Genomic DNA, 23,556 nt, shown 5'->3' with positions numbered 1-23,556 from the left:
TTAGGCTTTTTAACAATTAACAATTAACCTGATTCATCATGCCTGCTCTCCAAATTTTTGCCCGTCCCGTTTCTCTGATCAAGGACAGACCGCTGACCGTGATGGCGATATTGCTTGTCATCGCCATCTTGCTGTTTATGAGTGTCAATGGCACAGGCAACTGGTCATTTATCCTAAGCTTGCGTGGCAAAAAACTGTTGGCGCTGATGACTGTTGGTTTTGCCATTGGCACATCGACGCTATTGTTTCAGACCTTGACGCACAATCCGATTTTGACGCCAGCACTGCTGGGCTTTGATAGCTTGTATGTGCTGATCAAGAGTCTGATGGTGTTCTTTTTGGGTGCGGTGGGGATGGCATCGATACCGACTTTGGGCAAGTTTGGCTTTGAAGTCATCATCATGCTTGGCTTGTCGCTGGTGATGTTTCGCACGCTGTTTGGGCGGCATAGTCAGGATTTGACACGGCTGATTTTGGTGGGCGTGGTCTTTGGGCTGTTGTTTCGCAGTCTGTCATTTTTGGTGGCACGAATGATTGACCCAGAAGAATTTGTGACCATCCAATCGGTGAGTTATGCAGGGTTTAACACCATCAATACCCAGGTGCTCAGTGTGGGCATGGTGCTGTGTGCCATCTGTGCACTGCTGATGTATCGGATGCGTCACAAGCTTGATATTCTGCTGCTTGGGCGACTGCCTGCGATCAATCTGGGCATCAATTATACGCGTCTGACGCTGGGCGTGCTTGCGATGATTGCACTGCTTGTTGCGGTATCGACGGCGATGGTGGGGCCGGTGACTTTTTTTGGGCTGTTGGTCTGTGCCTTGACCAATGCCATCAGCCCATCGATGCATCATGGCAAGCGATTGCTACTGGTTAGCCTAATCGCCATGCTGTGCTTGGTGGCAGGGCAGATGATTTTTGAGCATCTGCTCAAGATGGCAGGCGTGCTTGAGGTGGTGATTGAACTGGTGGGCGGTTTGGCATTTTTGTGGATTATTTTTCATCAATATCAAAAGCAGGCAACACGATGATACAGGTTCAAGGTGTCGGATTTCGACTGGATAATGGCACGCAGATTTTGGATGATGTCAACCTGTCCTTACAGACAGGGCAAGTGGTGGCATTGATTGGCCCAAATGGTGCGGGCAAATCGACGCTGTTCAATCTGATGGCGCGCATCCTGCCGCTACAGTCAGGCAAGGTGAGCTTCGGTGGCTATGATGTGGCGACGACAGATAGCCGAAAGCTTGCCTGTACGCTTGCCATGCTGACCCAAGAAAATCACGTCCAAGGCAGGCTTCGGGTGCGAGAGCTACTGATGTTTGGGCGTTATCCGCATCATCAAGGCACACCAGCGCCAGAGGATGTCCAGCGTGTCGAAGAAGTGTTGGCAGAGTTTGAGCTGACAGCACTGTCCGAGCGGTTCTTGTCCGATTTATCCGGTGGTCAGCGTCAGCGAGTGCTGATCGCCATGGTGGTATGCCAAGATACACCGTATCTGCTGCTCGATGAGCCATTGAACAATCTGGATATGTATCATGCAGGGCGACTGATGCGAAAGCTGCGAGTGCTTGCCAAAGCTGGCAAAACCATCGTCATCGTCCTGCATGACATCAACCAAGCGGCACAGTTTGCCGATACGGTGGTGATGATGAAATCAGGACAAGTCATCGCCACAGGCAAACCCATCGATGTGCTGACTGCAAGCACGATGAAGCAGCTGTATCAAGTCGATGTCACTGTGCTATATCACGATGATAAGCCGGTGATTGTTGATACAATGACAAGCTAAAGTATGCATGACAAGCCGTCTGCCAGTGACTGATGCGACGGCTTGATGATGACTCAAGTATAATTATTATAACATTACAATTTGTTTATTTATCATAAAAATCCATAAAAAATTTTTATCATTTAACTGGACATCAGAATGGTTCTTATTTATAATTGATAACAACTATCATTATTGATAATATTCTTAATTGGGAATAGCTATCCGCTCGCTATGAATATTGCAAAGTGAGCGGATTTTATTTGCTGATTATTTGGGTGTTATTGGTTGTAGTTATTGTTTTTTGTTGTTTTATAGGATGTTAAGATGAAATCACGACGCCCAACTGTGTTTGCACCGTCTGTATTATGGTTGGCGGTCGCTGCTGCCAGTGGTGTTTTGCCAATGGCTGCACTGGCCAATACTGCAGAGGCAAGCACTGAGCCTAACATTGTCTTAGAAGGCGATGTTATCACCATCAAGCGTGACCAAAGTAAGCTCAAAGAGTCTGCCCAAAAAGTGCTGATCATTGATCGCCAAGCCATCGATGACCAACTGCTACTGAGCGATGACACGTCTGAAGCACTGTCGAAGCTGATTCCTGGCTATGCGCCAGCGAGTGAGAAGCTAGGCACGGTGGGCGAGAGCTTCCGTGGTCGTGATGTGCTGTTTATGATTGATGGTGTGCCGCAGTCCAATCCACTGCGTGATGGCAGTCGTGAGAGCCGCACCATTGATTTGGCGATGGTGGAGCGTATCGAGGTGGTCTATGGGGCATCTGCCGAACAAGGTCTGGGTGCGACAGGCGGTATTATTAATTTTATCACCAAATCCAACCGCAAAGATGGCATCGCTCAGCAAATCGCCATCACCGCGAGCAGCGATAATCATGCCAATTCTGATGGCTTGGGTGGCAGCGTGCGTTATCAAGCAAGCTTTGGCGGTGAGAAGAGCGATGCTTTATTTGCTGTCAAATATGCCAAAGAAGGTATGTACTATCAAGCCGACAACCGCATGACGGGCATCTATGGCAACCAAGGCGATGTCCAAGGTTCGCAAAGCTACGATGTATTTGCCAAAGCAGGGTATCAGATTGATGCGGATAAACGAGTCGGTGCATCGGTGAATTATTATCACCTAGATTCTGATGCGACCCTTGATTATGAAAATGTGGCAGGCAATCATGCTACTGGCTTGACTGATACCGCTGTCAAATATACAGGCACGGCATATCGTGGCGAGACGCCTTATAATGATGCTTTGACGGTGAATGCCACTTATAGCGATGACGACTTCTTTGGCACTCGTCTGTCAGCGCAGGCGTTTTATAACGACTTTACCGCGCGTTATGGGGCGAATAATGCCAATAACTACCAAGACATCAGCATCGCACCAAATGGCACGCTTCTTGACCAATCACAAAACGAATCGACCAAAATCGGTGCAAAACTGACGCTCAACAAAGACGACCTATGGCAAGACCGCATCTCTGTGACAGCAGGCGTGGATGCACTACAAGATGAAACCGAACAAAAATTGATCCTAACCAATCGCAGCTGGGCGCCATTGATGCAGTATCGCAGCGTGGCACCGTTTGCACAGGCGCGCGTGCGTCTGGCTGACCGTCTCAATCTCAGTGCTGGCGTGCGTTATGAGCATGGCGAGCTTAAGGTGGATGATTTTGAGACCGTTGTAGGTAATACTCGGGATGATAAATTCGGATCTCGTCAGTGGACGCAGACACCAGTTGAGGGCGGTACGGTGAAGTTCGATGAAATCTTGCCAAGTGTCGGCTTGGTCTATGATGTCAATGACAGTACGCAAGTGTTTGCCAACTATGCCAAAGGTCTGGGTATGCCAGATGTGGGGGCGAAACTGCGTACCATTACCGACCTGGGACATAGTGTACAGACCGTCAATCTTGAGCCGATTGTCACTGATAATACCGAAGTGGGTGTGCGTTATACTGGCGATAAGCTGTCAGCGGATTTGAGCGTATTCCAATCCAAATCAGATCTTGGCTCGACGCTTGAATATGATGCGACAGTTGAAGGCTATCGTGCTAAGCGTCAAGCCACCGACATCAAGGGCGCTGAAGTGGCGCTGCGTTATCAAGCGACCGACAATGCCCAATTCACCGCAAGCTATGCCCACACCCAAGGCGAATACGATGCCAAGGGTGATGGTGTGATGGTGGATATGCCAGCACGCAACATCAGCCCTGATAAGCTATCTGTCGGCGTGAACTATCGCTTTGGAGACAGTGGCAAGCGATTTAGCATGACAGCGACGCATTTGTTCTCTCGTGATTATCCTGCTGTCAATAATGCCGAATCCAAAGCCGATGCTTATACCTTGGTGGATATGACCTATAAGCAGCCACTGGGCAAAGGCGTGGTCGGATTGGGTATCAATAATCTGCTGAACGAAGACTATGATGTCTTCTTGACCGATGCAGTCTTGCCGACTTCTGATCGTTATACTGGTGGTCGTGGCCGCAACTACAATGTGAGCTATACCATTGATTTTTAATTAGAAAATTTATAAACCGTTTGTGGGTAACTGCAAACGGTTTTTGTCTTTTTGTCTATGTGCAACTGTGTTGTTGTGATTAATTAATAAGCGGTAATTTATGGATTGGCAAAGTGAACTGACTGGCTCAGCCATGTGGTTTGTGCAGACATTGACTTGGGTGACGGCAGCGTTTGCGGTGGCGTTTTTTATCTTGACACGCCATACAGATACAGGGCGTAAGTTTTGGCATATTACTAAACCATGCTTAACAAATACCAGCATCATCAAGACAGTGCTGATGGTGGTGGTGCTCATCGCCTTTGTGCTGATCGAAGTGCGTATCAGTGTGCTGAATACCTTTTTTTATAATGGGCTTTATACATCACTACAAGAGATGAAGCCTGATGCGTTTTGGTTTTTTGCATTGATTAATGCCAGTCTGGTCGGCATCAAGGTCATCCAAGAGATCATTGATGTGCTGATTGGGCAAGTGTTTGAGATCCGTTGGCTCGAAAAATTAAACGCTGTGTTATTAAACCGCTGGCTGGATAATCAAAACTACTACCGCCTAAGTCGCCCAGATAATGCCAAGCCTGATAACATCGATCAGCGTATCGAACAAGATGCGACCGCCTTTATCACTGATACGCTTGAGATGGTGCGTGGGGTGCTAAACGCCATCTTATCATCGATTGAGTTCACCATTATCTTATGGGGCTTGTCGGGGGTGCTGGTGCTGGCGGGCATTGAGATTCCAAAGGGCGTGGTGTTTTTGGTGTATGGATTTATCATCACTGCTACCGTCATTTCGGTGTGGATTGGGCGACCGCTGATTCGTCTGAATTTTGAAAAAGAGCATCGCCATGGCGACTATCGCTATGCACTGGTGCGAGTGCGTGACCATGCTGAGAGCATTGCGTTTTATCAAGGTGAAAAACAAGAAAAGCTCAGCTTGAGCGCTTATTTTCGTGCCATCATTGATAACCGCTGGGCGATTGTCCGTCGTTCGCTGGGCTTGGGCGGCTTTAATACTGGGGTGACACAGTTCGCGATGCTGTTGCCGATTATGCTACAAGCACCGAGATTTTTTGCAGGGCAAATCAAGCTTGGTGATGTGCATCAGACGGTGCAGTCGTTCAACCGCTTGATGCGTGCTTTGTCATTTTTCCGTTTGTTTTATGAAGATTTTACCTTGTATCAAGCGCGGGTCAATCGTCTGTACGGATTTTTACATTCTTTAGATAAAATTTATAAAAAATCTGATGTCGCTGAGACAGTCAGTACCGATTTGCCTGCCCAGTCGCCATCAGAAGCAAAGCTTGCCTTGCAGCAATTTGGACTGATCAATAACAAAGGTCATCTGCTGTTTTCGCCTGTGGATGTGGTGCTCAATCGTGGTGATCGCCTATTAATCCAAGGTGAATCAGGTGTGGGCAAAACCAGTCTCTTGCGAGCGATGGCGGGGATTTATCCACTGCCGACAGTGGGTGCGATGCATATTGCCATGTCGCAAAAACTGCATTTCACACCCCAAAAAAGCTACATTCCCCAAGGCAGTCTGCGTGATGTCGTCACTTATCCTGCAATGGTAGTAGATGATGAGAGTATCGCCAAGTGGCTGAGTGTCGTGGGACTCAAACAGCTTGCCAAACGCTTAGATGACATCGAAGATTGGCAGGCGTATCTGTCCCCAGGGCAAGCACAGCGAATTGGCTTTGTGCGGATTTTATTGGCACGCCCTGATGTGATATTTCTTGATGAAGCGACATCGGCGCTCGATGAAGCCAATGAGAAGCTGATGTACACACTACTTGCGACGCACTTGCCTGATAGTGTGGTCGTGAGTATCGGTCATCGCAGCAGTTTGCATGAGTTTCATCATAAGACCATACAAGTAACAAGAGTGGTACACAGTAATGCTCATGATGGGCTATAATGGATGCTTTGGAGAATTTTATGACTGATTTTAAACAAATTATCGAACGCTCGATGGCAATCCGTGCCAAATATCATGCGCTAGAAGACAAGCACCATGGCTCACATTGGACGGTCGAAGAAGATGCTTTGGCATTTTTGACCGATGCAGGCTTGGTGGGTCGCTTAACGATGGCACATGAGGGGCGTTGGACGAAGTCAGATAGTGATGTGGATAGCGAACTTGCCCATAAGCTTGCCGAAAATATTTGGTGGCAAATCGTACTTGCCGAGCGCATGGGTATTGATATTCATGGTGAGATGGAAGCATTTTTGACAAATCTAGAGCGTCGATTGTCTTGACTCACACAAAGCCGACCTGTATCACTGGGTTGGCTTTTTTTATACTCGCCAAAATCGTTTGCTCAATCTCGCCCTTATCCTTGATTTTTTTGATGATGTGCCACAGTGTGTCCGCTTCATCATAACCTTTGGTGAGCATACCCAGCCACTGTTTATAGCGACCAATCAGCCCATTTTGGTTCTCTGTCTCATCCGCCAAAAACTGCAACTGATATTGGCATAAGCTTGCCCAGTCCAAACCCTCCAAGCCTGCAATAGTCGCAATCAAATCAGGACGAGTGACCGCGCCACGACCAAGCATCAGATGAGGTGTATTGGCTTTTGCCATGCAGCGTTTGGCATCATCTGCTGTCCAAATCTCGCCATTGGCGATGATGGGCATCCCAAGCGTGGTAAAAGGGGCGACCTTATCCCAATAAGCAGGGGGTTTGTAGCCGTCCACCTTAGTGCGAGCATGGATGGTCAGCCAGCTGGCATTTGCCGAGCGTACCGCATCGCCGATGTCGGTCATCAGACTCGTGTCTGTATAGCCTAGGCGGATTTTGGCGGAGACAGGGATGTCGCTTGGTACAGCCTGTCGCACAGCACTGATGATGTGGTATAGCACTTCGGGCTCTTGTAGTAGTACCGAGCCGCCTTTGTGGTTATTGACTGTCTTGGCAGGACAGCCAAAGTTTAGGTCAATCGCCGCCGCCCCAAGCTCCACCGCCGTCACGGCACTTTGTGCCATCGTCTCAGGGTTGTTGCCCAGTAGCTGAATATGCACAGGCGTACCGCTGGCAGTCCGACCGCCATGGTGCAATTCTGGGACAAATTTATAAAACACGTGCGCAGGTAAAGGATAATGTGTGACACGGATAAACTCACTCACCGCCCAGTCATAAGGCGCACCAAGTGTATAAGCGATATCGGTCAAAATCCGTCGCATCAATGGGTCGGTAAGACCTTCCATTGGCGCAAGCAGGCGGACAGGATGGGGGAAAAAGTGGTCAAAATTCATAAACTAAAATGGCTGTTATTAAAATTCTTGGAATGGGGTTGATACAATCATTGATGGCAAATTAGCCATAAATCACTTTTTTGTGCACCAAGCCATGCAGCAGATCAGTGATGTGATGAATGTCCAAATTGGTTTTGCCACGAGTGCAGGCGACATAGAGTAGGCGTAGCTCTTCGGGGGTGATTTTGACGGACAATGTATTGGTATCATACAAAAAATCATCGCTGATTTGCACGCGATTCCACTCAAGCCCCTTGGATTTGTGAGCGGTGGAGACGACATAGTCAGCATGGCTTTGGGTGGTTAGGCTATTGATGGCTTTGGTGATGGTGGCAGTGCCATGCTCTTCGATGAGTTTGACCCAAGTTTTTAGGTCGCTGCCTTCACCAGTTTCGCTAAACTCTTGGACTTCACCCCAGTGATTAAAATACGCAAGCTCAGGGATGCCATAGGCGGATTTGCCATTTTTTAGGCTGTCTGCCCCTTGGCAAAACCGCAAAATCCGCTGACTGTCGGCTTGTAGAGCCACTTTATGCCCAAGCTTGAGCCCATCAAGCAGATGGCTCATGGCGGTGGCATTGGTACGGCAAAGAATGGCATCTTTGGCACCATGTACAAGGCTTTTGCCGACGGTGGACGGCTGATTGGGATTGCCTTTGAGCGGAATGTCTTCTTGCAAGGCGGTCAAAAACACATTGGCAACATCAGCAATCGACTGCCCAAAGCGAAACGACTGCGTCAATAGCGTCTGCGGATAAGGCAGGCGTTTCATGGCGTTTAACGCACCCCGCCACTCATAAATCTGCTGATGCGCATCGCCGACATAGATGGTCTGCTTGTCTTGGCGAATGAGTGCGCCCATCATCAAGGGGTCAGCGTCTTGAGCTTCGTCAAATAAGATAAAATCAGCCGGAATGACAGGATTGGACAGTGTCCAAAGCTTTAGATAGACATCATGGCTGATACCCGATTGATGGCGTGGATCAATCGACTGTAGCCATCGCCGCTCAAAGGCAGGATAGAGCATCTCTCGTAGGCGACTGGCATCTGCTTCATCCATCCATGATGGCGCACTGATATGGCGTGGTGCAGGGTAGGCGGATGAGGTCTTGCAAAATGTGGTAATCGACTCGCTGATAATGTTGGCAAGCTTGGCAGGTGTGAGCGTGACAGGTTTTTTGATGCCATCGACCACTCGCTCAGTGCTGATGCCTTGTAAATCAAGCTCAGATGCCAGTCGTGAGGGTGTCAAGCGTGGCAAGCTGATCTTGGCGGTGATGTCGCGATTGACATGACGAAAGGCGAGCGAATGAAAGGTTTGACAGCGGACATTGGGCGGAAATTTGCCCTGCGCTTCGGTGGCGATCGCCTTATTAAATGCCAAATATAGCCCACGACCCCGTAGATTTTCGCTAATCAGCCGCAGTGTGGTCGTCTTGCCCGCTCCTGCATAAGCGACAATCTTGAACGACTGCCCTGTCATCGCCATGTCCAAAGACGCCAACTGTTCGTCAGTCGGCGTAGGCGTGGTAGAATGTGGGTGGTGCATCGGCATCATTGGATAAAAGTGGCAAAAATGCCATTATACCACAGCTTTATCCAGATTCGCGGTGCGTAAGTCATAAAGCTTAAAATCCATCACATCTGGTAAGATGGCAGCATCTTGGGCTTTACTTATAAAGTACCGCCAAATGAAAAACGACTGCCAGGATGCCACATATTGGCAAAAGTGACAGGCAGGCCTTGGGATTTGGTGTGGCGCACATGCAGCAGAGCAGGCTCTTGACTGTTCATTTGCAAAGCTTGGCGCACATGATCTGGCGGCAATTTGGCCTGAATTTGATAATCGCCATACTCCAAAGGTACATGACCGATCAGATAGTCGCTGGTGTTGATGGTATTAAAATCTTGATTGATAAAATCAGGCACGACGCCGGCATTTACCCATCGCTCTTCGTATTGGATCGGCAAATCATCACCATAATGCACGATACAGACCTGATATAGCTGATCATCACTGCTGGGATTGCCATCAAAAAACATCATGCCAAGCCAATGATTATTCGGTTGGCGCAATGCCTGAACATCAAGCGTGTCTTGCGAGACGACCTCGGCATGATAAGTGCTATAATGCTCTCGGATGTCTTTGGCGATATTGCGAATCTCGATGTACGCATTGTTATATTTTTGTTGTGCCACATAAGTGCCAGAGCCTTGGCGACGCTCCAAGATGCGCTCTGCTTCTAATTCTTTGAGCGCGCGATTCACCGTCATGCGCGAGACTCCGAAAGTCTCAGCCAAGCTGATCTCGGCAGGGATGGCGCTGCCCTCTTGCCATGTTCCTGAATGAATATTGGCCAAAATCGAGTTTTTGATGGTCAGGTACGCAGGTTGTTTTGGCACAGTTTACCTCTTGTATGGATAGAATGCTTGGATGATCGCGCATGGGTGTCTGATTGATGCATCGATGCGGTGTACGAAATTTGACCGCAATAAATGCGATTTAACATGATAACATAAAGCAAAAAAGAATGGGAAGTGTTATGCAGACGAATGCGTCAAATATCGGCGAAAACAGCAGCTTAGCGCGGTGATGGGGCGATTTTTGCCAGTTTTTATTTATTTTATTGATAGGTTTATCATTATTATCAAATTATGATAATAAATGTGCTGTGATATAATTTGCCAAAATAATAACATCAGGGTGTGCTGCGGCATACCCTTCATTGCATTGTGGATATGAGTGATGCCCAACCTAAAACCCGATAACCATTCTGCCAACTTTTTCTTTTTGGTATTGCCGCGCTTTGCCTTATTTTGGGTGTGTGTGGCGCTGATTCCCATTTCGATTTTGTTTAAAATCTGGTGGCTGTTGTTCATCGCCACTTGTTTGACATGCCTTGGGGTGTATAACATCCATCAAAAGCGGCATGCGATTTTGCGCAATTATCCGATCAGCGGACACATTCGGTTTTTGTTTGAAAATTTCCGTCCAGAAGTGCGCCAATACTTCATCGAAGGCGATCGCGAAGAGGTGCCATTTTCACGCTTGCAGCGCTCCATCGTCTATCAGCGCGCCAAGGATTTGGACAGCACCACCGCCTTTGGCAGCTTAAATGACTTAAGCAAGCCAGGCACGGATTGGTTTTTGCATTCAGGTCGCAGCCATAAAATTGATAACCACGATTTTCGTGTGCGTGTGGGGAATGAGCGCTGTCTTCAGCCTTATGATTTGTCGGTGTTTAATATCTCGGCGATGAGCTTTGGCGCGCTGTCTGCCAATGCCATCGAAGCACTGAATAAAGGCGCCAAAGAAGGCGGTTTTGCCCATGATACAGGGGAGGGTAGTATCAGCCCTTATCACCAAAAGCATGGCGGGGATTTGATTTGGCAGCTGGGTACAGCATATTTTGGCTGTCGTGATGAGCATGGCCGCTTTAATCCTGAGACATTTGCCGAGCGTGCCAAATCGCCGCAGGTCAAGATGATCGAGATCAAGCTGTCCCAAGGCGCTAAGCCAGGTAAGGGCGGTGTATTGCCTGCCACCAAAATCACCCATGAGATCGCCGCCACGCGCGACATTCCGATGGACATCGACTGCATCTCGCCGCCGACACATCCTGAATTTAGCACCCCAAAACAGCTGGTCGAGTTTTGGCAGCGGCTGCGCGATCTGTCTGGCGGTAAACCTGTGGGCATCAAGCTGTGTATTGGTATGCCATGGGAATTTATGGCGATCGTCAAGGCGATGAAAGAGGAAAATAACTACCCTGATTTTATTGTCATCGACGGTGCTGAGGGCGGTACGGGTGCGGCGCCTGTGGAGTTTATGGATTCGGTGGGGATGCCACTGGTCGATGCACTGATTTTTGTACAAAACACCTTGGTTGGTGCTGGTATCCGTGATAAGATCAAAGTTGGCGTCAGCGGCAAAGTCATCACTGCTTTTGACATCGCCAAAATGATGGCGCTTGGGGCGGATTGGTGTAACTCAGCGCGCGGCTTTATGTTTGCTGTCGGCTGTATTCAGTCGCGTTCTTGTCACACCAACAAATGCCCGACAGGGGTCGCCACTCAAGACCCTGCGCGTCAAAAGGCATTGGATGTCCCTGACAAATCCCGCCGCGTCAAAAATTATCATCACAATACCCTAAAAGCACTGGCAGAAATCGTCGGCTGCTCGGGGCTGGATCATCCCAGTCAGTTGATGCCGCATCACATCGTTCGCCGTCAGCCTGATGGCTGGATCAAGCTGTTGTCTGAGCATTATCAATTCATCGAGCATGGATCACTATTGACTGGCGACAGCGGCCGCCGCGTGCTTGATGATATGTGGAAGCTGGCTGATTCAAACAGTTTTCAGGCAATGACCATCGCTGATGAGATCGTCGATGCCGAAAATGAACGCAATCGCATGCTATGATTCTGATAAAAAAGACCAGGCAAAAGCTTGGTCTTTTTACATGGTGATTCGGCGATTATCTTTGTAGATGCTCAATGCACAGCTTAAGATGCGCCCATAATAGCTGCTCTTTGTCAATCAATGCATTATACACAGCATCCTCGCTTAACACACTGTGCTCTCCAGGCGTTCTGGTGTCTAGCAGGCCTTTGGCATCGGCATCGTGCAGCTGCATGAATGCATCATCAAAATACGCCGCCTCAAGCTTTGCCATCACTGCCATCGCATGCACTATGGCGGCATAAGCCTCATCGGCCTTTTGCTTGGCGCTCAGCCATTCGCGGTACAGCGCTTGGGTTTCATCAAGCTTGGCCTGTAGCTGCTTGATCTGATCCATGTTCACCCCTCATCTGCCTCAAGATCATCTGAAGGCCTATCTCTCACTAAGACTTTGGCCATCAACAATCCCAGCTCAAACAGCAAGCACATCGGAATGGCCAGCATCAGCATGCTTGCGCCATCAGGTGGTGTGACCACAGCTGCGACAGCAAAGCAGCCGACGATGATATAGCGACGCTTGTCCGCCAAGGCTTGAACGCTGACCAGTCGCATCAGCACCAAAATCAGCGTCACCACAGGGATCTCAAACATCACGCCAAAGACCGCAAACAGCTTAAGCACGAAGCTTAAATAGCTGTCAATGTCGGTCATCGGCAGTACATTATCTGGCGCGAACATCACAAAAAATTTCAGTGCAGGCACCAGTACGATAAAATATGCAAATGCCACACCGGTATAAAACAGCACAATCGCAGACAATAGCAGCGGCAAGGCAGCGCGTTTTTCGTGCTTATACAATCCAGGTGCAATAAAACCCCAAATCTGTGCCAAAATAAACGGCACGGTGACAAATAAAGCAATAAAAAAAGTTAGGCGAATCGGTGCCAAAAAGCCTGAGGCGACATCGGTGGCGATCAGACTGGCTTCGGCTGGCAGCAGCGCCACCAAAGGATTGGAGATAAAATCATACAATTCACGGCTAAATCCCACCAAGCCCAAAAACACCAGCAACACCGCCAAAAACATGCGGATAAAGCGGCTGCGCAGCTCAATGAAATGTGACATCAAAGGCGTGTCAGTTGTGTCTGGAAAATCGGCTTGGCTCATGAATTATCCATGTGTTGATACAACAAAGGGTCAGCCAGATAGTTTGGCATCCTAGGTGCAGGCGGCAGGCGACGCTGGGCGTCATAGTGGCTTAATAAAAACCAGCGATTGGCCATCGGCAGAGTGCCAGCAGAGGCGGCGACAGGCGGTACGCTGCCAACTTGTGCATCCTGTGATGGTTGGGTGTGCCAAGCATCCATCGTTTGGCGCTTGGCGGTGTCAAACTGCGCTTGGTTCTGCTTGAGTGAGCGCTGCAGTTCATCCATCTGGGCTTTCATCTTCGCTTCAGAGTCGCGGATTTGCTGTAGCTCTTTTTTGAGTAGCTCTTGGGTTTCGAGCAGTTGTAATTCGCTTGAGATGTCGTTTTGCAGCTTTTGGCTGGCACGACGCAAAGTGCCATACCAACGGCCAAGCGTACGAGCAGCCACTGGCAGCTTTTCAGGGCCTAAGACAATGAGCGCGATGATGCCAAGCAGTGTCAGCTCAAAAAAACCAAGATTGCCTATCATAAGTGAGGATTAGCCTTGATGATGGTCTTTGGGTTCGACCTTAACCTCTTCGACGACGATGGTTTTTTCGCGGTTGTCGATTGTTGGTTTGTCTTCTTCTTTGACGGCATCTTTAAAGCCTTTGACCGCACCGCCCAAGTCTTTGCCAGCGTTTTTTAGCTTACTGGTGCCAAAGACAATGACCACGACGACCAATAAAATTAACCAATGTGTGATAGAAAATGAACCCATAACCACTCCGTTTTAATGTCAATAATAAATTGTTCAACCCAACTGGGCCATTAATTGTTCACTCGGCTGTTTTTTTCATCAATGCCTGATACGCCAAAGCGACGCGCCAGCTCATCGATCACAGCTTGTGATGACAGATCGAGCATCGATAATGCCACCATCTGATGAAACCAAGTGTCAGCCACTTCATAGACCAAATCATGCGCCATCTCAGCCACATCACTGCCAGATCTTTTGGCGCGTTCTAACTCTTTGGCGGCGATGATACTCTCCACCGACTCTTCACCGACTTTTTCTAGGATTTTATTTAAGCCTTTATGGTATAAGCTTGCGACATAAGAACTGTCTTTGTCCGCAGATTTGCGATCGGCCAAGATCGCATCCAGTGCGCCCAAAACATCCGCTGAGGATGGCTTGGTGGCATCGCTGTGTTGCGCATCTTCACCATCAAGCGGCTTGGCGGTTTTACCATAAATATCTTTAGGGTCTTTTAAGACATCACTGATGGTTTGCCAGTCGCCATTGTCATCGAGTTTTTGATAAAAACATGAAGCACGGCCTGTGTGACAGGCGATGCCACCGATTTGGGTGATCGATAAAATAATGACATCTTGATCACAGTCGGTATAGATGTCATGCACGATTTGCGTATGCCCTGAGGTCTCGCCCTTGTGCCACAGCTTGCCTCGTGAGCGCGAAAAATATACCGCTTGCTTGGTTTGGAAGGTGAGTTCTAAGGCTTGTTTGTTTTGCCAAGCGACCATCATCACCTGTCCTGTGGCACGATCTTGGGCGATTGCAGGAATTAAGCCATCGGCATCAAATTTTAGGGTATCAAGCCAGTTCATGTCGTCTCTTTGTGGATGTTATCGATGAATAAGAAATCAGATGCTCAGCCGATAAGCATTGGCGGTGCTGAGGGTTACTGCCACGCAATTTTAGCACTGACCCAGCTTTGATGGCAAAGACAGCTTATCTTAGGCCACAATTATGTCATCATGATGACAGTTTGATGGCAGCTTTGTCATAGTGATCAATGATGGGGCTAAATCAGCGTCCAAAGCCATTGGGCTGTAAGATGATGACCAGTGCGCCCGCCATCACCAAAGCACCACCTGCCAGATCCCACGCGCTTGGCATGATCTTATCGACAGCAGCCAACCATACCAATGCACAAAGAATATAGATGCCGCCATAAGTAGCATAAATGCGCCCCGATGCAGCTGGATGCAGTGTCAGCAGATAGACAAATACCATCAAACTCAACGCAGTAGGCAGCCATAACCATGCGCTTTTTTGATGCGTCAAAATCAAATAAGGCAAATAACACCCAATGATCTCAGCGATGGCAGTCAAAATAAACAAACCTAAGGTCTGAACAGTTTGAAGTGGTGTCATAAGCATGTGCCAAATACAGTTATTGTAACGCTTGTGGGGGTGTAAGTAAAGAAAGATTCGGCTTGTTTTTGATCAAAGGCTTTGATATAATGTGCGCTCCCACCTTTAGACAGCGTTTGGATTGATTCCAAATCGACTGGCGAACAGGTATTCATCAAGCCGATAGGCTTTTGATTTTAAAGAGGTTATTATGAAACTTAAGACCAAACGTGGTGCCGCTAAGCGTTTCAAGAAAACTGCAAACGGCTTCAAGCGTAAGCAAGCATTCAAGCGTCACATCTTGACCAAAAAATCTCCAAAGCGTATCCGTCAATTGCGTGGTTGCACTATGGTGCACGCATCAGACGTGGCTTCAATCCGTCGTATGTGCCCATACATCTAATCAACTTTTCGGATATTTTAGGAGAATAAAATGGCTCGTGTAAAACGTGGTGTACAAGCAAACCGCCGTCACAAAAAAGTTCTAGCTCGTGCAAAAGGCTACTATGGCGCACGCTCTCGTGTGTATCGTGTAGCAGTACAAGCTGTTATGAAAGCTGGTCAATACGCTTATCGTGACCGCCGTAACAAAAAACGCTCTTTCCGCCGTCTGTGGATTGCTCGTATCAATGCTGGTGCTCGCCTAAACGGTTTGTCATACAGCCGTCTAATCAACGGCCTTAAAAAGGCAAATGTTGAGATTGACCGCCGTATTCTAGCTGACATCGCTATGCATGATGCTGCTGCTTTCACTGCAATCGCAGAAAAAGCAAAAGCTGCTCTAGCATAAGCTGTCAATCAGACACAAAGCCCTGCTCATTGAGTGGGGTTTTTGTTTTTAGTGCTGTTTGAATTGTCATGCTTGATAAGCAATCAAGTCAGTGAATGCTAGCGATAGGCAGACAGATGGTAAAAATCAGCCAGATACAACAAAAGTTTTTTAATTTTGCTGATTTACCAACCCAAAATCATTTACAAAATAGACCCAATTCTTTAGAATAATCAGTTTTACTATGATTAAATAACGCCTGCCTATTTGGGCAAGATTGATAAAAGAGATATTATGACACAGCCTGAGATTACCGTGAATTTGCCCACTTTGGACGCACCGCTTGCCACCATCAGTCCTGATGAGCTGACCGCATTTGGCGATCAGGCGGTGGCGTTGATTGAGACTGCTTGTGACGAAAAGACTTTGCAAGAGTTTCGTGTGAATTTGACGGGTAAAAAAGCCGCCCTGACCGCACTGTCTAAGCAAATGGGTAGCCTAGATGCCGATGCCAAAAAGCAATATGGTGCTTATCTGCATGACTTGCGTACGCGTATCGGCAGTGCTTTGGATGCCAAAGCCCAAAGCCTAGCGGCAGCGGCAATGAATGCCAAGCTTGCTAGTGAGCAAGTGGACATCACCATGCCAGCACGCGGTGCAACAAAAGGTACGCTACATCCGATTACCCAGACGACCGAACGCATGAAGCAGTTCTTTGTGCAAGCTGGCTTTAGTGTCGCGACAGGCCCTGAAGTTGAAAGCGATTATTATAATTTTGAAGCCCTAAATATCCCTGGCCATCATCCTGCCCGTGCGATGCATGATACCTTTTATTTTGATACGCATTATTTGCTACGCACACACACCAGTAGCGTACAGATTCGCACGATGGAAAAGAGCGAGCCACCGATTCGTATCATCTGCCCAGGCCGTGTGTATCGCTGCGACTCTGACCAGACGCATTCACCGATGTTCCATCAGATGGAAGGTTTGATGATCTCAAAATCAAGCAATTTTGCTGAGCTTAAAGGCTTGATTCATGAGTTTTTGGATGCGTTTTTTGGCAAAAAAATGACCGTGCGTTTTCGCCCATCATTTTTCCCATTCACCGAGCCATCAGCTGAAGTAGATATCTTATCGGACAATGGCAAATGGCTAGAAGTGCTTGGCTGTGGTATGGTGCATCCACAAGTACTCAAAAACTGTGGCATCGACCCAAATGAATACACTGGCTTTGCCTTTGGTATGGGGATTGAGCGATTTGCGATGCTGTATTATGGCATTGATGATTTGCGATTGTTCTTCCAAAATGATTTGCGATTCTTAAAGCAATTTGGCTAAACATTGAACAAGTTTTTCAACAATTCAACCAAAATTTAAAAATTACAAAGAGAAAAATCGTATGAAAATCAGTGAACAATGGCTAAGACAATGGGCAAATCCAAGCGTTGATAGTCAGACTTTGGGCGAGCAGCTGACCATGGCAGGGCTTGAGCTTGATGGCATGGAGATGGTCGCACCACCGTTTAGTGGTGTCGTGGTCGGTGAAGTCATCGAATGTACTCAGCATCCTGACGCCGACCGTCTGCGTGTCACGCGTGTCAATATCGGCACGGGCGAGCTGTTACAAATCGTCTGCGGTGCGCCTAATGTGCGTGTCGGTCTAAAAGTTGCCGTGGCAACCATCGGTGCGGTGCTACCAAGCGATGATGACAAGGGCTTTAAGATCAAAAAAGGCAAACTGCGTGGCGTGGAGTCACAAGGGATGCTGTGCGGCGCATCTGAGCTTGGACTTGAAGATAAAATTGATGGCCTACTTGAGCTGGCTGATGATGCACCGATTGGTGTGAATGTGCGTGATTATTTGAACTTAAATGCTAAGATTTTTGAGATTGCCATCACGCCAAACCGTGGCGACTGCCTAAGCGTACTGGGTCTAGCCCGTGAGATCGCAGTGATCAATCGCTTGCCGCTTAACCGTGTACAGTTCGATGTCATCAGCCCAAGTGCGACAGCAAGCACAGGCGTGCAAGTGGCGAATACGACCGCTTGCCCACGCTATTTGGCACAGCGTATCGATGGTATTGATCGCAGTGTGGCAACACCTGAATGGATGGAGTCGGCACTTGTTGCATCAGGTGTGCGTACGCATAATTTCTTGGTGGATGTGACCAATTTTGTCCTGCTTGAGCTGGGTCAGCCGCTGCACGCCTTTGATGCTGATAAGATTGTCGGTGATATCGTGGTGCGTGATTCTGTGGCAGGTGAGACGGTTGAGCTGTTGAATGAGCAGACAATCACATTAACAGGTGATGAGCTAGTGATTGCTGATGATGTTGGCGTACTTGCCTTGGCAGGGATTATGGGCGGTGCTCGCTCAGCGGTGAGCGATGAGACGACCAGTATCGTGCTAGAAAGTGCACATTTTGATCAGCTTGCCATCGCAGGGCGTGCGCGTCGCTTTGGTCTGCATACGGATGCATCACAGCGTTTTGAGCGTGGGGTGGATTTTGAGCTGCCACGCACGGCGCTTGATCGAGCGACCAGTCTGATTATCGGTGTTGCAGGCGGTGCAGCAGGAGCAATCACCACAGTCGAAGCGATAGATAAGCTACCTGCCCGCCATAGCATCCGTGTACCTGTGGCAAAAGTTGAGCAGCTACTGGGTGTGGCCATTTCAAGCGATGAGATTGTCGATATTCTAAACCGCTTAGAAATCGCCACCAGCTTGAAGGGTGATACACTTATCTGCCAAGCACCAAGCCATCGCTTTGATATGAATATCGCCGAAGATGTGGTCGAAGAAGTCGCTCGCATCTATGGTTATGATAATATCGACGTACGCTTGCCAAGCTTTGCTGTGGATATGCGTTATGATGATACGGCGGATTTGATTCATGTTGCCAAGCTTACCCTAGCTGATGCTGGCTACCATGAAGCGGTGAGCTTTAGCTTTAGCGATGCTAAGATCGAATCACTATTTGATGATGAAAGTCTGGGTTCGGTATTACCGCTTGCCAATCCGATTTCAAGTGATTTGGCGGTGATGCGTCGCACACTACTATCAAGCCTATTACCCGTGGTCAGCTACAACCTAAACCGTCAGCAGGCTCGTGTGCGTCTGTTTGAGACAGGTCTGAGCTTTGTTGGGGCGGATGTGGCAAGCCTCGTGCAGACACCAAGCCTTGCCATCGTGGCGACAGGCACGGTATATCCTGAGCAGCACCATGCCAACCGTGCGATGGACTTTTTTGATCTAAAGCGTGATGTCGAAAGTCTGCTGCCTGCGACCTTAAATAAAGCACATATCAGCTATGAGCGTGCAGATTTGGACTTCTTGCACCCGGGTCAAAGTGCTTATCTGTCGGTGAATGGCGAGCGTCTGGGCTGGTTTGGTCAGCTACATCCAAGCATTGCCAAAGCGATGGATCTGCCGAGCGTTTGGGTCGCTGAGCTGAACCTAGATAAGCTGATTGCGCTCAATCACACGCAGTCTGCCATCAAAGCGCCAAGCAAATTCCCAAGCGTACGCCGTGATTTGGCGGTGCTTGTGGATACTGATATTGCTTGGCAGTCGCTTGAAGCAGACATCCGTGCGGCAGCAGGTGGTTATCTACAAGATGTGTGGCTATTCGATGTCTATACTGGCGAGCGACTGCCGACAGGTACGCGTTCACTAGCGTTTGCGATGGTGTTCCAAAACCATGATGCGACGCTTGAAGATGAACAAATCAAAAAAGCAGTGGATAAAGTTGTCGCTGTACTTGATGAAAAGCACGGTGCCAAACTGCGTGACTGATGCGTGATTTGTAGCGTAATTATCATACGCTAAAACCATCAAGCCAAGACCGCCACAGTGTGCTTTGTGGCGGTCTTGATTATAGGACAAAGGATTTGGTATACAATGGGTAGTGGTGCGGTGCATCGTGCATACTCTACCCACCAGAGTAATCGTTAAGGGATGTATTATGGATGTGCAGATAAAATTGGATATTCTAAAAGATAATTTACTGATAATTGAAAGATGTAATCAGGAAGTTCAATCAATATTAAATCAAGCGGAATATTCCATTCGCTTTAAGATGGAGCAAGCAAAGAATTTGGATTTTGATTAGTCAAAAGATTTAATTCATGAGCTTTTCTTAATACAAGAGCAAATAGCTTTCATTGTTTTTCAGTTTAATTATCAAGTTAGTGATTTTTTATATAATTTTATCCGTGATTTCGATAGATGTGATGAATATGCTGCTCGGTATGTCTTTGAAAAATATATGGCTTAGCTGAATGAGTCGGAGTGCTTAAAATTAGTATCATTAAAAAAGCAATGGTTTGCCCTGTGCATCTTATATATTTGACCGATGACTGAAAATATTGATAAGACCCACTCGCCATAGTTTGTTGTGTTGTGGTGTTTACCAATTTAATTGACCAAAAATCGCTTTGAGATAAAAATTTAAATTGCATTAAGCATACAATCAAGTGTACAATGATAAATACGATTGAATTTGAAATCGTGCATTAGGTAGCTTATTGATACATAAGGATAAAATCATGAGTGCACTGACCAAGGCGGATATGGTAGATCAGCTGACCATTCGCCTACGATTGACCCGTCAGCAGGCGCGCAAGCTGGTGGATGGATTTTTTGAAGAGATTAGCCAAAGCCTTGCTGATGGCAAAGAAGTCAAGCTGTCAGGATTTGGTAATTTTGAACTCAAGGACAAAAAATCACGCCCAGGACGCAACCCAAAAACTGGCGAGAGCATCCCTGTCGAAGCACGCCGTGTGGTGACCTTTAAGGCAGGTCAAAAACTGCGTGGCTGGGTCGATAGCCAAAATAACCAAAACGGCGAAAAGTAAGCAAAATTGCTTGATACTCAAGTTGGTTTTTGCTAAAATATTGGCTTTATGTTCCCACTTAAGATGGCTAATAACATAGACAAACATGGTGCGGCATGCCAAATAGGTTGGTGATGGCGTGGCTATGTTCCACTGATCTGGTGCGCCAGCAGTGCTTATTAGTGCTTAGGTTAATTGGATAAGAGATTTATCATGCGTAAAGACATTCACCCAGAATACCGCGAAGTATTGTTCCACGATACCAATGCTGATGTATATTTCCTAACTCGTTCAACAGTTGCTACCAAGACAACTCGCGAATACGAAGGTCAAGAGTACCCATACTTCCCATTGGATATTTCAAGTGCATCGCACCCATTCTATACTGGCGAACAACGCAAAACTGCAAACGAAGGCCGTGTTGCAAGCTTCAACAAGCGTTTCGGTGCTTTTGCAAACCGTGGCAAAAAATAAGCCATCGCTTGATATTAAAATCGTCTCTTCGGGGGCGATTTTTTTGTTTGTTAAGGAAAAATTGTAACAATTTTTCATGTTTTAAAGTTCAAAGGATGACGAAAAAATCAAATTCTGCTAAACTAGTATAAAATACCCGTGTTTTATTTGACCAAACTGTGATTTTTAGCATTTGTTGATTTTTTGGGTATGGGTTTTGGGTGGTGTTTTGCCATAATTGAATAATTTTTTGTCATCTGGTGTGTGATGGCGATATCTGATGGGGCTGGATATGCAGTGGAATGGAATGTGGGTGGTGTTGGCGCTCGTGGTGGTGCTGGTGGGTGTGCTGATTGTACTGCGCAATTTGCGACGCAGTCAAGTGGCGTTGGAGTCTGATGAGTTCGCCGAAAAAACCAAATACGGGCTGCCGATCATCCCACGCGAGGACAGACAGCTGCCTGATCGCAGTTCTAAGCTTTTGATTGATGATCAAATTAGCGATCAAGAAGATGCCTTATCCAGCATGGCGGCAGCGGTCGCTAGTGCACCGATAATCAGCCACGATCTGCATGCCACGACACCAACAAGCAGCGATGTGCAGCCAATGCGCGCGCATGCATCCACCAAGTCAGATGCCGATGAGCATCTACTGGCCGAGGAGTTTGATGCCGATGAAGAAAAGCTTTGGCAAGACGATGCGTCTGATGAAAATGCGGCGCAACAGACGGCTGACATGGCATTTCAAAAACAATCGCCTGTGCTCGACCGACATCTCGATGAGCGTCAGGCCTTTGACCAAAATAACGACCCCTTGCTTCACGCCACCGAAACCGTAAGCATCGCCATCATGCCGCGAAACTCATTTGCAGGACTGCCAGGCAAAACAGTGCTGGAAATCGTGCGCACTTATGGGATGAAATATGGCGTGATGAACTTGTTTCACCGCTATGAAAACGAAGATGGCACAGGCGATCTGTGGTTTAGTATGATGGGGGTGGGGCATGAGGGCGTGCGCGCCTTTGATCTAAATAGATTGCCTGAAGATCATTTTATGGGGCTGACGGTGTTTTTGCCACTGCCGCATCCGCATGCACTGCGCGGTTTTGACAGCATGGTCTCGGTCGCCAATATGATCGCACAAGATCTGTCGGCCGATATGCTTGATGAGCAGGGTAATTTGTTTGATGATACTTATTTTGCCAAATTGCGCTCGGTGGTGGCCGAACAGCACGGCCAATGAGACTGACTTTGGCTGATGGATGTAGATGTTAAAAAGATGGTGGCTGATGGCACCATCTTTTTTTGGCTAAGTGCTGAGAGCTTGGATTGGCTGACAGCTGGGGCAATACACACTGGCTCGCCCGCCGATTTTGGTATTTTCAAGTAGGCTACCACAGTGATAACAGTGTTCACCATCACGCCCATAGACCAGTAGCGTCTGCTGAAAATAGCCAGTTTTGCCGTCGCCGACGGTGAAATCCTTAAGGCTTGAGCCGCCTTGAATGATGGCTTTGGCAAGGATGTCTTTGATATTGGCGACGAGCTTTTCAAGCTTATCATCATCGATGTGGCACGCTGGTGTCAAAGGGTGAATGTGCGACAAAAATAGGCTTTCGGCAGCATAGATGTTGCCCACGCCAACGACCACCGACTGATCCATGATCAGCGTTTTGATAGGTTTGGCGACAGGTTTTTTGCTGGCAGGGAAAATTAACGCTCGCAGATAATCGACATCAAAGGCATCATCGAGTGGCTCAGGGCCTAGGTGTGCCAAGAACCGCTCGGCGGTGTCTGGTGTATCGATGTAGTCGTCATTGTGCGTCCACAATATCATCCCAAAGCGTCTGGGGTCGTGATAATGCAGTGTCGTCACCATGCCATCATCATTGATAAAGTCGATGAGCAGATGATCGTGTTTGCGTGGCTCGATGTCGTGATGTTGCTGTAGGCTACCTGACATACCAAGGTGCACAAGCACGGTTTTGTGGCGATTATCCGCTTGATGATAAAAATCCAGCAATAGATATTTGGCACGGCGACGCACCGCCATCAGACGAAAACCAATGAGCGAATCTAAGTCCTTGGGGATGGCATAACGCAAAGTCGGATAGCGAATGCTGACTTTGGCGACAGTTTGGTGCAAGAGTGGCTCAAGGCTTGCCTTGGTGGTTTCGACTTCGGGTAATTCTGGCATGGTATCTGGCTGTATAGGTTAAAAAAGCCAATGCCGCTTGCTATCAC

23 protein-coding genes are annotated in these 23,556 nt (G+C 47.8%); 13 read left to right on the top strand and 10 right to left on the bottom strand.

Annotated features, from left to right (window positions below):
* The first annotated feature begins 38 nt into the window (after positions 1-38).
* The 5 genes from B0681_RS07965 (at position 39) to B0681_RS07945 (ending at position 6,565) form a co-directional block, all read left to right on the top strand.
* Positions 39-1,034, top strand: a complete 996-nt coding sequence (locus B0681_RS07965) for an iron chelate uptake ABC transporter family permease subunit (protein ID WP_078318210.1) — start codon at positions 39-41, stop codon at positions 1,032-1,034.
* Positions 1,031-1,795 carry an ATP-binding cassette domain-containing protein gene (locus B0681_RS07960; RefSeq protein ID WP_078318209.1) on the top strand — a complete coding sequence of 255 codons (765 nt, stop codon included), beginning with the start codon at positions 1,031-1,033 and terminating at the stop codon, positions 1,793-1,795. The genes B0681_RS07965 and B0681_RS07960 overlap by 4 nt, the downstream gene beginning before the upstream one ends.
* Positions 1,796-2,101: 306 nt before the next feature.
* Complete coding sequence (locus B0681_RS07955; protein WP_078318208.1) at positions 2,102-4,306, top strand: TonB-dependent receptor; 2,205 nt, start codon at positions 2,102-2,104, stop codon at positions 4,304-4,306.
* Between the two features lie 100 nt (positions 4,307-4,406).
* A complete protein-coding gene (locus B0681_RS07950) occupies positions 4,407-6,224 on the top strand; it encodes an ABC transporter ATP-binding protein/permease (RefSeq protein WP_078318207.1) in 1,818 nt (605 codons plus the stop codon).
* A gap of 20 nt (positions 6,225-6,244) precedes the next feature.
* Entirely contained in the window at positions 6,245-6,565 is a 321-nt protein-coding gene (locus B0681_RS07945; RefSeq protein ID WP_078318206.1) for a nucleoside triphosphate pyrophosphohydrolase family protein, read from the top strand.
* Between the two features lies 1 nt (position 6,566).
* Here the strand turns inward: B0681_RS07945 and B0681_RS07940 are convergent, their stop codons facing one another.
* From B0681_RS07940 to B0681_RS07930, 3 genes are all read right to left on the bottom strand, one after another.
* Positions 6,567-7,565: a tRNA dihydrouridine synthase gene (locus tag B0681_RS07940; protein WP_078318205.1), complete on the bottom strand. Its 999-nt coding sequence runs from the start codon at positions 7,563-7,565 to the stop codon at positions 6,567-6,569.
* 61 nt (positions 7,566-7,626) lie between these two features.
* A complete protein-coding gene (locus B0681_RS07935) occupies positions 7,627-9,114 on the bottom strand; it encodes a UvrD-helicase domain-containing protein (RefSeq protein WP_078318410.1) in 1,488 nt (495 codons plus the stop codon).
* Positions 9,115-9,239: 125 nt separating this feature from the next.
* The gene (locus B0681_RS07930; protein ID WP_078318204.1) at positions 9,240-9,968 is read right to left on the bottom strand and encodes a UTRA domain-containing protein; all 729 of its coding nucleotides are present in this window, start codon (positions 9,966-9,968) and stop codon (positions 9,240-9,242) included.
* Between the two features lie 343 nt (positions 9,969-10,311).
* Between B0681_RS07930 and B0681_RS07925 the strand changes: the two genes are divergently transcribed.
* Positions 10,312-11,988, top strand: coding sequence for an FMN-binding glutamate synthase family protein (locus tag B0681_RS07925; RefSeq protein WP_078318203.1), 1,677 nt, complete (start codon positions 10,312-10,314; stop codon positions 11,986-11,988).
* Between the two features lie 55 nt (positions 11,989-12,043).
* Here the strand turns inward: B0681_RS07925 and B0681_RS07920 are convergent, their stop codons facing one another.
* The 6 genes from B0681_RS07920 to B0681_RS07895 form a co-directional block, all read right to left on the bottom strand.
* Positions 12,044-12,364: a DUF4298 domain-containing protein gene (locus B0681_RS07920; RefSeq protein WP_078318202.1), complete on the bottom strand. Its 321-nt coding sequence runs from the start codon at positions 12,362-12,364 to the stop codon at positions 12,044-12,046.
* 2 nt (positions 12,365-12,366) lie between these two features.
* Positions 12,367-13,134 (bottom strand): twin-arginine translocase subunit TatC, encoded by a 768-nt coding sequence (gene tatC / locus B0681_RS07915; protein ID WP_078318201.1) that lies wholly within the window; start codon positions 13,132-13,134, stop codon positions 12,367-12,369.
* Entirely contained in the window at positions 13,131-13,643 is a 513-nt protein-coding gene (tatB, locus tag B0681_RS07910; RefSeq protein WP_078318200.1) for a Sec-independent protein translocase protein TatB, read from the bottom strand. Before tatB ends, tatC begins: the two co-directional genes overlap by 4 nt.
* A 9-nt stretch (positions 13,644-13,652) precedes the next feature.
* Complete coding sequence (gene tatA, locus B0681_RS07905) at positions 13,653-13,874, bottom strand: Sec-independent protein translocase subunit TatA (protein WP_078318199.1); 222 nt, start codon at positions 13,872-13,874, stop codon at positions 13,653-13,655.
* A 50-nt stretch (positions 13,875-13,924) separates the two neighbouring features.
* Complete coding sequence (gene hisIE / locus B0681_RS07900) at positions 13,925-14,722, bottom strand: bifunctional phosphoribosyl-AMP cyclohydrolase/phosphoribosyl-ATP diphosphatase HisIE (RefSeq protein ID WP_078318198.1); 798 nt, start codon at positions 14,720-14,722, stop codon at positions 13,925-13,927.
* Between the two features lie 202 nt (positions 14,723-14,924).
* The gene (locus B0681_RS07895) at positions 14,925-15,272 is read right to left on the bottom strand and encodes a YnfA family protein (protein ID WP_228143888.1); all 348 of its coding nucleotides are present in this window, start codon (positions 15,270-15,272) and stop codon (positions 14,925-14,927) included.
* Positions 15,273-15,459: 187 nt separating this feature from the next.
* On the opposite strand from B0681_RS07895, the gene rpmI reads away from it, so the two are divergent.
* The 7 genes from rpmI (at position 15,460) to B0681_RS07860 (ending at position 22,555) form a co-directional block, all read left to right on the top strand.
* Positions 15,460-15,654: a 50S ribosomal protein L35 gene (rpmI, locus tag B0681_RS07890; RefSeq protein ID WP_078254654.1), complete on the top strand. Its 195-nt coding sequence runs from the start codon at positions 15,460-15,462 to the stop codon at positions 15,652-15,654.
* A 30-nt stretch (positions 15,655-15,684) separates the two neighbouring features.
* Entirely contained in the window at positions 15,685-16,041 is a 357-nt protein-coding gene (rplT, locus tag B0681_RS07885; protein ID WP_078254653.1) for a 50S ribosomal protein L20, read from the top strand.
* 273 nt (positions 16,042-16,314) lie between these two features.
* Complete coding sequence (gene pheS / locus B0681_RS07880) at positions 16,315-17,361, top strand: phenylalanine--tRNA ligase subunit alpha (RefSeq protein WP_078318196.1); 1,047 nt, start codon at positions 16,315-16,317, stop codon at positions 17,359-17,361.
* Between the two features lie 61 nt (positions 17,362-17,422).
* Complete coding sequence (gene pheT / locus B0681_RS07875) at positions 17,423-19,819, top strand: phenylalanine--tRNA ligase subunit beta (protein WP_078318195.1); 2,397 nt, start codon at positions 17,423-17,425, stop codon at positions 19,817-19,819.
* 752 nt (positions 19,820-20,571) lie between these two features.
* Positions 20,572-20,880, top strand: a complete 309-nt coding sequence (locus B0681_RS07870; RefSeq protein WP_078318194.1) for an integration host factor subunit alpha — start codon at positions 20,572-20,574, stop codon at positions 20,878-20,880.
* Positions 20,881-21,072: 192 nt separating this feature from the next.
* Positions 21,073-21,333 carry a type B 50S ribosomal protein L31 gene (locus B0681_RS07865; protein WP_078318193.1) on the top strand — a complete coding sequence of 87 codons (261 nt, stop codon included), beginning with the start codon at positions 21,073-21,075 and terminating at the stop codon, positions 21,331-21,333.
* Between the two features lie 271 nt (positions 21,334-21,604).
* Positions 21,605-22,555: a cell division protein ZipA C-terminal FtsZ-binding domain-containing protein gene (locus B0681_RS07860; RefSeq protein WP_078318409.1), complete on the top strand. Its 951-nt coding sequence runs from the start codon at positions 21,605-21,607 to the stop codon at positions 22,553-22,555.
* A 66-nt stretch (positions 22,556-22,621) separates the two neighbouring features.
* On the opposite strand, the gene mutM is transcribed toward B0681_RS07860, so the two are convergent.
* Positions 22,622-23,509 (bottom strand): bifunctional DNA-formamidopyrimidine glycosylase/DNA-(apurinic or apyrimidinic site) lyase, encoded by an 888-nt coding sequence (gene mutM / locus B0681_RS07855; RefSeq protein ID WP_078318192.1) that lies wholly within the window; start codon positions 23,507-23,509, stop codon positions 22,622-22,624.
* Between the last annotated feature and the right edge of the window lie 47 nt (positions 23,510-23,556).

The sequence above is a fragment of the Moraxella porci DSM 25326 genome (genome assembly GCF_002014855.1).
Taxonomy (GTDB): Bacteria; Pseudomonadota; Gammaproteobacteria; order Pseudomonadales; family Moraxellaceae; genus Moraxella; species Moraxella porci.
Note: the sequence above shows the minus strand (reverse complement) of the source record. Positions and strands in the feature narration are given on the sequence as shown.

What these genes read in the sequence shown, in the direction of transcription:
- B0681_RS07895 (WP_228143888.1), bottom strand. Translation starts at nt 15,272, where the DNA reads ATGACACCACTTCAAACTGTTCAGACCTTAGGTTTGTTTATTTTGACT.
- tatB (WP_078318200.1), bottom strand. Translation starts at nt 13,643, where the DNA reads ATGATAGGCAATCTTGGTTTTTTTGAGCTGACACTGCTTGGCATCATC.
- B0681_RS07870 (WP_078318194.1), top strand. Translation starts at nt 20,572, where the DNA reads ATGAGTGCACTGACCAAGGCGGATATGGTAGATCAGCTGACCATTCGC.
- rplT (WP_078254653.1), top strand. Translation starts at nt 15,685, where the DNA reads ATGGCTCGTGTAAAACGTGGTGTACAAGCAAACCGCCGTCACAAAAAA.
- B0681_RS07950 (WP_078318207.1), top strand. Translation starts at nt 4,407, where the DNA reads ATGGATTGGCAAAGTGAACTGACTGGCTCAGCCATGTGGTTTGTGCAG.
- B0681_RS07960 (WP_078318209.1), top strand. Translation starts at nt 1,031, where the DNA reads ATGATACAGGTTCAAGGTGTCGGATTTCGACTGGATAATGGCACGCAG.
- tatA (WP_078318199.1), bottom strand. Translation starts at nt 13,874, where the DNA reads ATGGGTTCATTTTCTATCACACATTGGTTAATTTTATTGGTCGTCGTG.
- B0681_RS07965 (WP_078318210.1), top strand. Translation starts at nt 39, where the DNA reads ATGCCTGCTCTCCAAATTTTTGCCCGTCCCGTTTCTCTGATCAAGGAC.
- B0681_RS07945 (WP_078318206.1), top strand. Translation starts at nt 6,245, where the DNA reads ATGACTGATTTTAAACAAATTATCGAACGCTCGATGGCAATCCGTGCC.
- B0681_RS07860 (WP_078318409.1), top strand. Translation starts at nt 21,605, where the DNA reads ATGCAGTGGAATGGAATGTGGGTGGTGTTGGCGCTCGTGGTGGTGCTG.
- pheT (WP_078318195.1), top strand. Translation starts at nt 17,423, where the DNA reads ATGAAAATCAGTGAACAATGGCTAAGACAATGGGCAAATCCAAGCGTT.
- tatC (WP_078318201.1), bottom strand. Translation starts at nt 13,134, where the DNA reads ATGAGCCAAGCCGATTTTCCAGACACAACTGACACGCCTTTGATGTCA.
- B0681_RS07940 (WP_078318205.1), bottom strand. Translation starts at nt 7,565, where the DNA reads ATGAATTTTGACCACTTTTTCCCCCATCCTGTCCGCCTGCTTGCGCCA.
- B0681_RS07920 (WP_078318202.1), bottom strand. Translation starts at nt 12,364, where the DNA reads ATGGATCAGATCAAGCAGCTACAGGCCAAGCTTGATGAAACCCAAGCG.
- pheS (WP_078318196.1), top strand. Translation starts at nt 16,315, where the DNA reads ATGACACAGCCTGAGATTACCGTGAATTTGCCCACTTTGGACGCACCG.
- B0681_RS07925 (WP_078318203.1), top strand. Translation starts at nt 10,312, where the DNA reads ATGCCCAACCTAAAACCCGATAACCATTCTGCCAACTTTTTCTTTTTG.
- mutM (WP_078318192.1), bottom strand. Translation starts at nt 23,509, where the DNA reads ATGCCAGAATTACCCGAAGTCGAAACCACCAAGGCAAGCCTTGAGCCA.
- B0681_RS07955 (WP_078318208.1), top strand. Translation starts at nt 2,102, where the DNA reads ATGAAATCACGACGCCCAACTGTGTTTGCACCGTCTGTATTATGGTTG.
- hisIE (WP_078318198.1), bottom strand. Translation starts at nt 14,722, where the DNA reads ATGAACTGGCTTGATACCCTAAAATTTGATGCCGATGGCTTAATTCCT.
- B0681_RS07865 (WP_078318193.1), top strand. Translation starts at nt 21,073, where the DNA reads ATGCGTAAAGACATTCACCCAGAATACCGCGAAGTATTGTTCCACGAT.
- B0681_RS07935 (WP_078318410.1), bottom strand. Translation starts at nt 9,114, where the DNA reads ATGCACCACCCACATTCTACCACGCCTACGCCGACTGACGAACAGTTG.